General features: G+C 62.6%; 10 protein-coding genes. 1 reads left to right on the plus strand and 9 read right to left on the minus strand.

Translation table 11 applies throughout. From position 1 onward, the window contains the following. Window positions 1-147: 147 nt before the first annotated feature. The 9 genes from B7R93_RS12600 to glpK form a co-directional block, all read right to left on the minus strand. Window positions 148-1,722, minus strand: coding sequence for a glycerol-3-phosphate dehydrogenase/oxidase (locus B7R93_RS12600; protein ID WP_103021111.1), 1,575 nt, complete (start codon window positions 1,720-1,722; stop codon window positions 148-150). Between the two features lie 246 nt (window positions 1,723-1,968). After that, window positions 1,969-3,192: a hypothetical protein gene (locus tag B7R93_RS12605; RefSeq protein WP_103021112.1), complete on the minus strand. Its 1,224-nt coding sequence runs from the start codon at window positions 3,190-3,192 to the stop codon at window positions 1,969-1,971. 232 nt (window positions 3,193-3,424) lie between these two features. Continuing rightward, window positions 3,425-5,260 (minus strand): ABC transporter substrate-binding protein, encoded by a 1,836-nt coding sequence (locus tag B7R93_RS12610; protein WP_232798406.1) that lies wholly within the window; start codon window positions 5,258-5,260, stop codon window positions 3,425-3,427. Window positions 5,261-5,681: 421 nt separating this feature from the next. After that, complete coding sequence (locus B7R93_RS12615; RefSeq protein WP_103021113.1) at window positions 5,682-5,972, minus strand: DUF2160 domain-containing protein; 291 nt, start codon at window positions 5,970-5,972, stop codon at window positions 5,682-5,684. A 49-nt stretch (window positions 5,973-6,021) separates the two neighbouring features. Beyond that, a complete protein-coding gene (locus B7R93_RS12620) occupies window positions 6,022-6,816 on the minus strand; it encodes a carbohydrate ABC transporter permease (RefSeq protein ID WP_103021114.1) in 795 nt (264 codons plus the stop codon). Then, window positions 6,813-7,679: a carbohydrate ABC transporter permease gene (locus tag B7R93_RS12625; RefSeq protein WP_103021115.1), complete on the minus strand. Its 867-nt coding sequence runs from the start codon at window positions 7,677-7,679 to the stop codon at window positions 6,813-6,815. Before B7R93_RS12625 ends, B7R93_RS12620 begins: the two co-directional genes overlap by 4 nt. A gap of 46 nt (window positions 7,680-7,725) precedes the next feature. After that, window positions 7,726-8,844, minus strand: a complete 1,119-nt coding sequence (locus B7R93_RS12630) for an ABC transporter ATP-binding protein (RefSeq protein WP_103021116.1) — start codon at window positions 8,842-8,844, stop codon at window positions 7,726-7,728. A gap of 15 nt (window positions 8,845-8,859) precedes the next feature. Continuing rightward, window positions 8,860-9,972: an ABC transporter ATP-binding protein gene (locus tag B7R93_RS12635; protein WP_103021117.1), complete on the minus strand. Its 1,113-nt coding sequence runs from the start codon at window positions 9,970-9,972 to the stop codon at window positions 8,860-8,862. A 60-nt stretch (window positions 9,973-10,032) separates the two neighbouring features. Then, complete coding sequence (gene glpK, locus B7R93_RS12640; RefSeq protein WP_103021118.1) at window positions 10,033-11,613, minus strand: glycerol kinase GlpK; 1,581 nt, start codon at window positions 11,611-11,613, stop codon at window positions 10,033-10,035. 712 nt (window positions 11,614-12,325) lie between these two features. Between glpK and B7R93_RS15930 the strand changes: the two genes are divergently transcribed. After that, the coding region (locus B7R93_RS15930; RefSeq protein WP_232798407.1) for a cupin domain-containing protein at window positions 12,326-12,685 on the plus strand (360 nt) is incomplete at its 3' end.

Raw genomic sequence — 12,685 nt, forward strand, 5'->3', positions numbered from 1 at the left:
GCTTCTTCCGGGCCCGAGAGAGGAACAGTCTTTCGGATACGGGCACGTCGTCTGCTGCCCCTCTCGTCTTCGGTGTACCAATGTGTATGTACACACAGTTGCCTGTGGGGCAGCTGGGGAGCCGGCTCCACCTTGGTTCTCACTCCTCTACATGGAAAGGGACGGCATCAGATACGTGCTGGCCACCTCGGTGAAGGTGTCGACCTGATCTTCGGCCCAGGAAGCGGAGAGGCCTCGCTCTTCGGCCATCAACTTTGCTACCGTCGGCGCCACGTCGATGCTCGCCTGTGCATCGAGCAAGAGGCAACGTGTGCGGCGAGACAAGACATCCTCGACGGTCCGCGCCATCTCGTGGCGGGCGGCCCATACCACCTGCGCGCCCCGAATTGGCAGTCGCTCGTCGAGGGGCTCACGGAGGGCGGGGCGGTCCTCCATCAAATCCTGTAGCGCCTCGGCGTCGGCCCCGTACAGGGCAAGGTCCCCGAATCGGTCGGCGTCCTGGTGCCAGCCGTGCAGGCGCAAATCGTCTGTGTTCGAGGGGCGTTGCACCAGCTCTGCGTGGCGGGCCGCCCGGTCGATGGTGTCCTCCGCCATTTTGCGGTAAGTGGTCCACTTGCCCCCCGAAATGGTGACGAGGCCGCTCTCCGAGACATTAAGTTGATGCTCGCGGGAAATGTCCGACGTGTCGCCGTTGCTCCCAGGGGGGGCCACCAGGGGCCGGATGCCGGCGTAGACGCTCAGGACGTCCTCCGGGCCCGGGTCCTTTACGAGGTACCGCTGGGCGTGGGTTAGCAGGAAGTCGAGTTCGTCGTGCCCGGGGGTGGGCTCCATGCTCACGTCGTCGACCTCCGCCTCGGTCGTGCCCACGACGACCCGGTCGTGCCAGGGGATCGCGAACAGCACACGCCCGTCGTCCGTCTTCGGCACCATGATGGCGCTGTCGCCCGGCAAGAACGACTTGTCCAGGACGATGTGGGTCCCGCGGCTGGGCCGGAGGGTGGTCCCGGCCGACGGGTCGTCCATCTGCCGGATCGTATCGGTGAAGATGCCGGTGGCGTTGATGACCGACCGCGCTTCGATGTCGAACGTGGTGTCGGTTTCTTGGCATTCGGCGACCACGCCGTCCACTGTGCCGTTTGTCTTCGTCAGGCCCGTGGCCTTCATGTAGTTGATGAGCACACCGCCCTGCTCCGTAGCGGTCTGGGCCATGTTGACGGCGAGCCGGGTGTCGTCGAACTGGCCGTCGAAGTACAGAATGCCGCCGCGGAGGCCATCGGTCTCCACGGTGGGGAGGCGCTCAATCGTCTGATTTCGGTTGAGGTACTGCGATCGGCCAAAGTTTTGGCTGCCCGCGAGCAGGTCGTACACCTTCATCCCGATGCCGTAGTAGGGAGCCTCCCACCACTTGTAGCTCGGCACCACGAAGGGGAGGTTGCTCACCAAGTGCGGGGCATTGTCCTGGAGACGCTCCCGCTCCTTGAGCGCCTCGAAGACGAGGGAGACGTTCCCCTGCTCCAGGTACCGAACGCCGCCGTGCACGAGCTTCGTCGAGCGGCTGGAGGTCGCCTTGGCAAAATCGTGCATCTCGAGCAGGAGCGTGTCGTAGCCCCGTGCCGCGGCGTCGACGGCGCAGCCCAGCCCAGTCGCCCCGCCGCCGATGATGACGAAGTCCCACGGCGACTGCCGAGAGTTGAGTGCCTCAATGCCTTGTGTGCGGTCCATAAGATCGGTTGCGGAAGCAACAGAAAGAATGTGTCGGCTTTGAGTGGCCGTGCTGGCCGATACGGGCTCGGTAGAATGCTGTCCACAAATGCTGCCCACAATAGGGGACAAGGGTGCCGAGGAGCGCATCGGTTCCGAGTCGGAGACGAGTGAACGCGCTGGGGCCCCCACCGAGAGGTGGCGGCCCCAGGCCGACTGAGCTGTTTCGGTGAACTCAGTGCGCTCATCTATGCTTCGCTCTGCGTGTTAGAAACTGAAGGATAGCTCCGTCAGGACGCCCGCAAAACTGTCGGCTCCGGCTGGACGGGTAACAGGCAGAGAGTTCCCGTTTCCATCGACCTGTGCAGAGTTGAATGCATCCCCGTGGCTCTGCGTGACGCCGGACACCTTCAAGAGGGCGTGGTCGTAGAGCTCCACGCCAATCCCGCCCTCGAAGCGTGTGAGATTGCCGTCCGGATCTCCGGAAGCGTCGTCAATCGCGTCGCCCTGGTCGTTGACGATCACGAAGCGGCCAGCAAGATAGAAGCGCTCCGAAACGTCGACCTTTGCACCGAGGCCGCCGAAGATGGCCGCTGCGTCGTTGTCGGTGTTGTTGACTTCAGTGTCCCGGGCAAATCCACCCCAGAGGTCTACGTCCAGGGGACTCGGGGTGATCTTGGCATCGATCTGCGTGATCCACCCGCCGTTTGGGATGGCTGCGTGAGTGTTCTTGGACGCATCGCCAAAACCACCATTTTGACCAGGGTTCAGGTTAATGTTCTCACGGTCACCCCGGGCAAAGTCCATGGTCTCCTGACCCGTGGCGCCCGCGAGCCCTGCACCGACCTGGAGCACATCGGAAACGGCGTAGGTGGCGTTCCCAATCAGCCATATACCAGTATTTCCCTCGTTCAGGGTGGTCAAGTCTTCCCCAAAGGTCTTTGCTGCGGTGAGGTCAAATCCGAAGCCGCCGTACGAGCCAATCAGCTTTACGCCCTGACCCGCCGTGATGATGTCGGCCGGGGAGTTCCCGATGAGAGGGTTTCCTTGAACCACCGGTCCGTCCGAGAAGCCGCGGAAGTGCATTAGGCCGGTGACGGGCGTTCCCGCCTGCACCGTCAGCCCTTCACTGACCTGCAGGTTCATGACCATGAAGTCGACCGAGGGGCCGAGGCCAAACTGACCCCCGAAGTCGTTCGGCTCCTGCTCCAGCATCAGCAGTCCGCTCACGTTCTCCGAGAACTGCACGCTGGCGTTCAGGCCGGCTCGGGCCCGGTGGAATCCGGTAACGGCGCCAGGGAAGCCGTCGACTGAGATGGACTGAGCGGACTGCATGAGATTGACGGCAAAGTCAATCTCTGGCAGCTCGCCGTCTTCCATTTGGGCCTGGGCGGGGACGGCGGTGCCCACCAGAAGCAGAAGCGCAAAGAGGCCGGCTGTCAACCATTGAAAGGGGTTGGAGAGAGTGCGTGAAATCGTAAACTGAGACATGGGAGACATTGGGGGTTGGTTCGTGATTCGTGTAAACAGGCGCGGTGTAGCGCCTCGCAGTGAGGGCCGAGGTGCGCCTGGCTGTGCTGGGTCTCCCCGCAAAGAAGCGATTCAGCCTTCGGAGAGACACATGGAACTGTGCATCGCAACGCCGGAACGGCCCCGACCGCAGTGCGAGCCAGCGGCTCGTGAGTGACACTGCGGCCGGGACAGGGGCCGGCTGGAGGAGAAGCTACTCACTTTCCCACTGCTGGATGAGCTCGTCGTACGGGACGGTTTCCGGCTCCTCCGGAGACCGCTCGGCCTTGGGTGCCCCCGGCTGGTTGAGCCAGTATTCCCGTGAACGCTCTTCGTTGAGCTCGGGGGAGTACTGCGACATCCGCAGGCGCTCCATCAGCGAGTTCTGGATGCTCGCGAGGTCGTTCATCGCCTGCTTGACCGTCTTCTCACCCGTCACGGCGCTGGCCACCTGCTTCCACCACTGCTCGGCCAGAAGCGGGTAGTGCGGCACGTTCGGCCCCGAGTCCGTCCACTGGTCTTCGACCGGGGAGGTGTAGAAGGAAATCAGGCCGCCGAGGTCGCCCTCGCGCTCCTGCCAGTACTCGGAGTTGACCGTGGAGCTTCGGACGGGGGTCCGGCCCACGTTGAACTTGTTGAGCGAGACGGTCTTGGAGGAGGCAAACTGCGCCCACATCCAGGAGGCGTGTCGCTCGTCGCCGGTTGTCTGCTTCGGGATGGTCCAGCTGCCGGCGTCCTGGTAGCCGACCTTCATGCCTTCGTCCCAGTAGCGGCCGTGGGGCGTGGGGGCCACGCGCCACTTCGGGTTGCCCTCGTCGTCCGTCACGGCCGACTTCGGGGAAGTGAAGGGGTCGGCGGAGAGGAAGGTAATGTATTGGAAGACGCGCTGCGCCACGCTGCCGCGAGAGGGCACGGGGCCGGCCTCCGACCAGCTCATCGACGGGGCGTAGGGCGGGGCGTAGTCCTCCAGCCAGTCCACGTACTTCTGAGTGGCGTAGTAGGCTGCCGGGCCGTTCGTGGCACCGCCGCGATCGACGGAGGAGCCGACCGGAATGCGGTCCTCGACCCGAATGCCCCATTCATCAACAGGGCGCCCGTTCGGAAGGCCTTTGTCGCCGGCGCCCGCGATCGATAGCCAGGCGTCCGTGAAGCGCCAGCCCAGGGAGGGGCCGCGCCGACCGTAGTCCATGTGGCCGTACACGCCGTCCGTGTCGGCCCCGACGTCGGAGGGGGACACCGACTCGGTAAAGAACTCGGCGATGTCCTCGTAGGCGGCCCAGTTGCGCGGCACGCCCAGCTCATACCCGTACTCGTTCCGGAACTGCTCCTTGATGTCCGGGTCGTTGAACCAGTCGTAGCGGAACCAATACAGGTTCGCGAATTGCTGGTCGGGAAGCTGGAGCTGCTCGCCCTCGAAGTTCTGGCCGAACTCCGGATTCATCCAGTCGTCCAGGTCGAGCGTCGGGTTCGTAAACTCGCTTCCCTCCCCATTCATGTAGTCGGTCAGGTTGACTGCGCTCTCAAGGCGCACGTGGGTGCCGATGAGGTCGGCGTCGTTCACATAGATGTCGTAGACGCTCCGGCCGGAGGCGAGCTGCGTCTGCAGCTTCTCGACCAGGTCGCCCTCACCGATGATGTTGTGCGTCACGTCAATCCCCGTGATTTCGGTAAAGGCCTGGGCAAGCGTTTCGGACTCCCAGGTGTGGGTCTTGATCGTCTCGGCCACCGACTCGACATCGGTCCCGCGAAGCGATTCGGCGTTCTCCGCGAACCACATGAGCTCATCGATCTGCTCCCGGAGGGAAAGCACCGAGGGCTGAAACTCGAACGCCCACTTCAGGGCGGCCTGTTTGCGGTCGTTCATCGGGCCGTACTCGCTCTGGGCGTACTCCCGCGCTTCCTGTTTCGTGATGTCCGGGTAGTTTGGCTCATCCGGAAAGTCCTGCGCCTGTGCCGGCACGGCGGGGTGGAAGAGAAGTGCCGCGACGCACAACGCCACGGGGATCAGCCAGGGGCGACGCGCCGCTTGGGATTGGTAAAACGTGCTCATGACAAAGTCACCATTGATGATGAAAGAGGTCGTTAAGGACGATCGAGGTCGAAAAGACCGGGGTGTGTTCCTCCGAAAGACGACAGGCCGGAGGCATGCGTAAGCGCTTCCAGGATGGAGGTGAGGATGTTTTCTCCCCCTCGTGATGTTATGTCAGAGTATAGAAAGCGCTTTTCTTCATCGGTAGTCCAATCTTCCAAGAAAATGATTCCATCTTCCCAAAGTCGCTGCTCTGCGTGGCGAGTCTTCGTGTGCGGGCTGTGGGGTGGGTCACAGGAGCACTTGGAGGGACACGTGGACCGCCTCGGCGTCTGGGTCCCGCCGAGCTCCTGTGGCCCCGAAATGCTCATCCGGTCACGGGGAGCGGACGTCTTGCTTCCCTGCGGGTCGAGGCCCGTCCGCGAGCACGAGGGGAGGGGATCTAGAAAAAGTTGATGGCGCCGACGATGGACACGATGCCCAGAACGAGGACGCCCCACGCCGCCGTCGGCCCCACGAAGTACAGCCACAGGCAAAAGATGCACCCTGTCATCAGCAGGCCCATGAAGAAGCGGTCGCCGCGTGTGGTCTCGATGGGAAGGAGCCCCTGGCGGGCCCAGCCGGGGGCCTTCATGTCCCAGATCGTGAGGCCAATGAGCAGCAGAAGGATCGACCCGAGGAAGAGGAAGGTGGAGGTCGTCCAGTTCATCCAGTCGGGGGGGAGAGAGAGCATGGGGACCGGTTGGGTTGAGGGAGGCAGGCAGAAGGAGGCCAGCGACGGGCTACACGCGGCCCATCGAGAAGCCCGTAGCCAAGAGGTCGCGGACGAGGTACACGATGATGGCCCCGGGAATCATGGCGATGACGCCCGCCGCGGCCAGCACGCCCCAGTCCCAGCCGCCGGCGCCGAGGCTCCGGGTGAGGGTGACGGTGATCGGCTGTGCGGCCTCGTTGGTGAGGGTGCGGGCGAGCAACAGTTCCACCCAGGAGAACATGAACGTCAGGAACGCGGTCACCGCGATGCCGGGCTTGATCAGCGGAAGAAAGATGTTCCAGCAGAAGCTGGGAAAGCTGTGCCCGTCGATGAAGGCCATCTCATCGATCTCCTTGGGAATGCCGGACATGAACCCTTCCAAGATCCAGATGGCCAGTGGCAGGTTGAACAGGCAGTGCGCCAGGGCGACCGCCCAGTAGGTGTCGATCAGGTTCAGGTTCGAGTAAAGAATAAAGAACGGCACCATGAAGGCTGCCGGTGGGGCCATCCGGTTCGTCAGAAACCAGAAGAACAAGTGCTTGTCGCCCCGGAAGTCCCAGCGCGAGAACGCGTACGCCGCGGGCAGGGCCGCGATGGTGACGAACACCACGTTCATGGAGGCCATGAGGATGGAGTTGATGTACCCGGCCCGCCAGAACTCCGAGCTCAAAATCTCCTTGTAGTTTGCGAGGGTGAACTCGTGGGGATACAGCGTCAGCCGATTCAAGATCTCGGAGTTCGGCTTAAACGACATGTTCACCATCCAGTAGATGGGCACCAGGATGAATACCAAAAACAGGATGAGGTAATATTTTTTGTTCATTGGTCACCACCTGCGCCTTGTCCAAGATTAAGCATGACGATGTAAATCACGAACGAGATAAGGATCACAATGAAGAAATAGATGAGCGACGTGGCCGCGCCGCGTCCCATCTGGAATCCTCCAATGGCCATTCGTGAGGTGTACGTGCTCAGGAAGGTTGTAGAGCTTCCCGGACCGCCGCCGGTAAGCACGAACGGTTCAGCATAGATCTTAAACGAGTCCATCAGCCGCAGCAGCACGGCGATGATGAGGACGCCCCGCAGGTTTGGCAGCGTGACGTACCGAAAGGTCTTCCACGGGGAGGCCCGGTCGATCTTGGCCGCCATGTAGTACTCTTCGGGGATGGCCTGAATGCCGGCGTAGCAGATGAGAACCACGAGAGGGGTCCAGTGCCAGATGTCCATCGCCAGGACGGTCCACCAGGCGTCGAAGGTCGAGCTGCTGATCTCGTACGAGTAGCCGAACCAGTCGAAGGCGGCGGGGAGCACCCCGATGTCCGACCGGGTGAACACGCGCCAGATGATGCCGACGACGTTCCACGGAATCAGCAGCGGAATGCCCAGCAGCACGAGGCTTAGGCCGACCCCGGGGCCTTCCTTGGGCATGGCCATGGCCAGCCCCAGCCCGAGTGGGATCTCCGTAATCAGCACGAGGAAGCTGAAGATGACTTGGCGCCCCAGTGCCGCCCGGAAGGCCTCGTCTTCCAGAATGGCGACGAAGTTCTCCAGGCCTGAGAAGTAGGGCTCAGTGCCCGGCAGGAGGGTGAGCTGGGAGTAGTTCATGACCGTGATGAGCGGGATAAAGGCACTGATCGAAACCAGAAGCAGTGCCGGCAGCAGAAAGAGCCAGGGGCGTTGTTTCATCGGTGCGGGAAGGGTCTAGCGCGGAAAGTGCGGAAGCGGCGTCAACTTACGGGGCGTGCACGGCTTCCTCCTCGTGGAAAAACTGAATCGTGTCGGGCGGAAAACGGAGCCAAATTGAGACGTCCTCGTCGATCATGTAGTCGTGGGCCACCCGGGCCTTCACCTCCACGTCGGTATCGTCGAGACGGGCCGTTAAGATTTGGTAGCCGCCCACCATCTCCACTTGACTGACCGTTGCGGGGATGTAATGCGTGTCGTCCTGCGGATCGGCCACCTGGACCGTCACAGAGCTGGGGCGGATGCCGATGTGGCAGTCCGTCCAACTCAGGTCCATCGCATGGTGGATGTCGTCGGAAACGGAGATCGCATGGGGGCCGATCTGTGCGTGAGGGGCTCCGTTTTCTTTCGTCAGCCCACAGCCCAAGAGGTTCATTCCGGGGCTTCCGATGAAGTGACCGATGAAGGTGTTGACCGGGTTCTCGTACAGGTTCTCGCCGGTGTCATACTGGACCAGACGCCCGTCCCGCATGATGGCGACCTTTTCGGCGAATGTGAGGGCCTCGTGCTGGTCGTGGGTGACGTAGAGCGCTGTAATGTCGAACTCTTTTTGGGCCTCCTTCACGCGCCGGCGGATGGTGAGCTTGCGTGCGGGCTCCACGTCGGTCATCGGCTCGTCGAAGAGAATCGCGGAGGTGTCTGCGCGGATGATGCCGCGCCCGAGGGCGACCAGCTGGTTCAGTTCGGGGCCGAGGTTGGAGGGGCTGCTGTGCAGGATGTCGTTCAGCTCCAATAGGTCGGCAATTTTCTGAATGCGTTCCTCAATTTCGGCCTCCGGCACCCCGCCGTTCCGCAGGGGGAAGGCGAGGTTGCCGTAGACGTCCATCGAGTCGTAGATGACCGGAAACTGAAACACCTGCGCGATGTCACGCTCGGCCGGGGGCTTGGCCGTTACATCCTCCCCGTCGATGAGCACCTGGCCCTCGGTGGGCTGAAGCAGCCCGGAGATAATTTGGAGGAGGGTGGTTTTGCCGCATCCGGACGGGCCCAGCAGCGCGTTGGCGGTGCCGTCCTGGAGCGTCAGGTCTACGTCATCGATGGCCACCGTCTCGTCCGCGGTGCCCGCATCGTAGACGTGTCGTATGTCACGCACTTCGATCTCAGCCATGTACCAGCGTCGGCGTTATGAAAAGGAGGGAATGTTGCTGCCCGTGGCAATCAGGTCTCCTGCCTCGGAATCGTAGACGTAGAATTTCTGAGGGTCGAGCACAAACGGGATTGACGTGTCGGTTTCCAGGTGCACCGGGTCCGGGTGTAGCGCGTAGATCTCCTGTCCCTGAAAGTCCATGTGCAAGGTGCTAGTGGACCCGACCGTCTCCACGAAGGAGAGCGTCGGGGCAATGGAAGCCTCGCCGCTGTCCGACAGCTGCATGTCTTGCGGGCGGAAGCCGAGGTGGTACTCCTGGTCGGGGGAGAGAGAGTCGAAGCCGGGGGCCGGAATCCGTGTGTCGTCGTCGACCTCGAAGTGCCGGTCGGTGGAGGTCGGCTCCTGGACGAGCGTGACCGGCACGATGTTCATGGGGGGCTCGCCCAGGTACTCGGCAACCGGCAGGTAGCGCGGCCGGTAGTAAATCTCGTCGCGCAGCGCCTTCTGAATGATGGTGCCGTCGTGCAAAAAGCCGATGTGCGTCGACATCGCGAGCGCGTCCCCGGCCTGCGGGGTCGCGTAAATGACCGTCGTGTCCTGCTCCGAGAACAGGCGCTCGAAGTCACTGCGCAGCTGCTCGCGAAGCTTGTAGTCGAGGTTGGCGAGGGGCTCGTCCATGAAGAGGTAGTCGGGCTCCTTGATGAGGGCCCGTGAGATGGCCGTTCGCTGCGCCTCCCCGCCGCTGACCTCCTCCGGCAGGTTGTTGAGAATGTGGTCAATCTTGAGCATTTCGGCGGTCTCCTGCACGCGCCGCTCGATCTCCTCCGCCGAGTAATTCTCGTCGCTGACCTGCAGGGGAGAGGCGAGGTTTTCGCGGACGGTGAGGGAGGGGTAGTTGATGAACTCCTGGTAGACCATCCCGACGCTCCGGTCCTGAACGGCCACGTCGGACATCTCCGTGCCGTCGTAGTAGACGGTGCCTGCGTCGGCGGACTCGATGCCGGCCAGGATGCGGAGCAGGGTGGTCTTGCCGGCGCCCGTGGGGGCCACCACACTGAAGAAGCTCCGGTCGGTGATGTCTAGGGTGATTCCGTCCAGGACCTGCTCGGTCCCGAACGACTTGCAAAGATTTTCGACACGAATGCCCATGGGGCAGATCAATGGGATTCTGAAAAAGAGCGTCCGCGACAACGAGGGCTCAGGAAGCGGTTACGAGGCAGCCGCGGATTCCTCGCCCGCGAAGGCGTTCGAGGAGCCGTTTGTCGAGGCGTCGGAGGGGTGGGGGGAGGCTTCGCTGGAGTCCGGGTCTTCCCAGGCCCGCGCCCGATCCAGCGCCTTCGACCAGCCATTCCGAAGGGTCTGGACGCGGTTCTTCGGCATCGAGGGAGTGAACATCTGGTCCAGCTCCCACTGGTCTTGAATTTCGGATTGGCTGTCCCAGTAGCCCACGGCGAGGCCGGCAAGGTAGGCGGCCCCCAAGGCCGTCGTTTCCAAAATGTTGGGGCGAACCACCGGAATGTCGAGGATGTCGGATTGAAACTGGAGCAGGAGGTCGTTGGCCGCGGCCCCCCCGTCGGCCCCCAGCTCCGTTGTCTCGATGCCAGAGTCGGCCTCCATGGCGTCGATCACGTCGGCCACCTGGTAGGCCATGCTCTCGATGGCGGCCCGGGCGAGGTGCCCGCGGTTCGCGCCCCGCGTCAACCCACTGATCGTGCCCCGGGCGTACTGGTCCCAATACGGGGCGCCCAGCCCCGTAAAGGCGGGCACGAAGTACACCCCCCCGTTGTCGTCAACGGTGCGGGCGAGGCGTTCTACCTCGGCGGCCTCCCGAATTATCTTAAGCTCGTCGCGAAGCCACTGCACCACTGCCCCGGCGACGAAGATTGACCCCTCTAGGGCGTAGTAGGTGGTGTCGTCGATCTGGTAGGCGATCGTGGTGAGCAGGTTGTGCTCGGAGGTGACGGCCGTCTCGCCGGTGTTCTGGAGGAGAAAGGCGCCTGTCCCGTACGTGTTTTTGCCAAGCCCGGGCGTGGTACACATCTGTCCGAAGAGAGCGGCCTGCTGATCCCCGGCGATGCCTGCGATCGGCACCTCATCGTCGAAGGGGCCGCTTTGCGTCGTGCCGTACACCTCGCTGCTGTCTCGCACCTCCGGCAGCATGGAGGGAGGGATGTCGAGAATGTCGAGGAGCTCCGGGTCCCACTCGCCCTCGTGGATGTTGTAGAGGAGGGTTCGGGAGGCATTGGTGGCGTCGGTGACATGCTGCTCGCCGTTCGTCATGCGCCAGACGAGCCAGCTGTCAACCGTGCCGAAGGCCAACTCCCCATTCTCGGCGCGCTCACGAGCGCCCTCCACGTGGTTCAGGAGCCACCTGATTTTCGTCCCGGAGAAGTACGCATCGACGATGAGCCCCGTTTTCTCTTGAATGAGGTCCAGGTGGCCCCGGTCTTTGAGCCGATCACAGAAGCCCGAGGTGCGCCGGTCCTGCCAGACAATGGCGTTGTGGATCGGGGCGCCGGTCGCGCGGTCCCAGACGATCGTCGTCTCGCGCTGGTTGGTGATGCCGATGGCGGCCAGCCCCTCGGCCTCAACATTTGCCCGACTCATGGCTTCGGAGGCCGTCCCCATCTGGGTCGACCAGATCTCATTCGCATCGTGCTCCACCCAGCCGGGCTTCGGGTAGTGCTGGTCGAACTCCTTCTGGGCGATCGTCTGGACCTGCCCCCGCGCGTCAAAAAGGATCGACCGCGAACTTGTCGTGCCCTGGTCGAGTGCGAGTATGTACTGCATCGGTTGGATGGCATCTGGGGAGGTCGGTTCGAGGCAAGGGAGGCGTTGTCTGCTCCGACTCTTGCGCCCGATGAGAAACTCCGAGGGAGCGGTGGAAGGGCTTCTAACGTGCCAGAAGAATTGCGGCGACACACAAGCATGTGTGCCAAAAAGGGGGTTACGTCCGTTTTTTCGACGCAAATGCAGTATAGGAAGCGCTTTTTTGAGTCAATAGTGTGATCTTCCGAGAAAATGCTTCCATCTTCCCAAAGTAAGTGCCCCCCTGGCTTTTTTCCACTGGGCCCTTCTATCTTCTGATCACAGAACTAACTACACTCCCCAGCCCCCATCGCATGTTGCATCCGCTGAAGGAGTCAGAAGAAGCTGTTTGATGGATTGATGTTCAGCCGACACGAGCGTAGCGACCGACGAGGCCCAGCCGAGTACACACAGTGGGCGAAGCTGCAAAATGGCGCCCAAATGAGTCTCTGTAATGAGTCTCTGTGGCGGGGGGCGAGCAGAAGCGAGGTCATGCCTGTGAGGAGCTGCCGGGCGAATATAGAAGCCCTTTTGCAGGAGATCCGCAAAGTCGCAGCGCTGGGAGCAGAGCGACCGAGTACTTCCGGGGGGCCACAGAGCGTCCGCCAAATAGCTTCTCAAAGCACTAGGCGGCAGCCTGCACCGCATGCTCAAACGTCGGCGTTCGCAGACGCGCCCACTCATCCCTAGGCTCATGTCCCGGTCTTTTCGGCCAACACCGTACGGAGAAGCCTCCGGATCTCTGATCAATCACCGGTTGGGGGTAGGGGGAGACGAAGCGCAGCTTTCGTTCTATGCCGTGAAACGGCTGGCCCATAATGTGTCCCTGCGTGCGCCTCACCTGACGTACTACGGCCTGGTGAGCGGACACGTGAGAGTGGAAGTGGAGGGGGACGAGGACCTGGCCGTGGAGGCGGGCGAGTCCCTCGTGGTGCCTCCGTTGCAGACCATTACGGTTGACTTTCCCACGGCTGACGAGAGGCCCACCCGATACGCGGTGCTGCGGGTCGACCGGACGCAGGTCCGTTCGATCCTCGACCGCATCGCGGGGGGG

This window comes from Salinibacter altiplanensis, assembly GCF_002894645.1.
Lineage (GTDB): Bacteria > Bacteroidota > Rhodothermia > Rhodothermales > Salinibacteraceae > Salinibacter > Salinibacter altiplanensis.

Bases quoted from the DNA above. Each gene is read 5' to 3' on its own strand.
- B7R93_RS12600 (WP_103021111.1), bottom strand. From the start codon at position 1,722: ATGGACCGCACACAAGGCATTGAGGCACTCAACTCTCGGCAGTCGCCG.
- B7R93_RS12605 (WP_103021112.1), bottom strand. From the start codon at position 3,192: ATGTCTCAGTTTACGATTTCACGCACTCTCTCCAACCCCTTTCAATGG.
- B7R93_RS12610 (WP_232798406.1), bottom strand. From the start codon at position 5,260: ATGAGCACGTTTTACCAATCCCAAGCGGCGCGTCGCCCCTGGCTGATC.
- B7R93_RS12615 (WP_103021113.1), bottom strand. From the start codon at position 5,972: ATGCTCTCTCTCCCCCCCGACTGGATGAACTGGACGACCTCCACCTTC.
- B7R93_RS12620 (WP_103021114.1), bottom strand. From the start codon at position 6,816: ATGAACAAAAAATATTACCTCATCCTGTTTTTGGTATTCATCCTGGTG.
- B7R93_RS12625 (WP_103021115.1), bottom strand. From the start codon at position 7,679: ATGAAACAACGCCCCTGGCTCTTTCTGCTGCCGGCACTGCTTCTGGTT.
- B7R93_RS12630 (WP_103021116.1), bottom strand. From the start codon at position 8,844: ATGGCTGAGATCGAAGTGCGTGACATACGACACGTCTACGATGCGGGC.
- B7R93_RS12635 (WP_103021117.1), bottom strand. From the start codon at position 9,972: ATGGGCATTCGTGTCGAAAATCTTTGCAAGTCGTTCGGGACCGAGCAG.
- glpK (WP_103021118.1), bottom strand. From the start codon at position 11,613: ATGCAGTACATACTCGCACTCGACCAGGGCACGACAAGTTCGCGGTCG.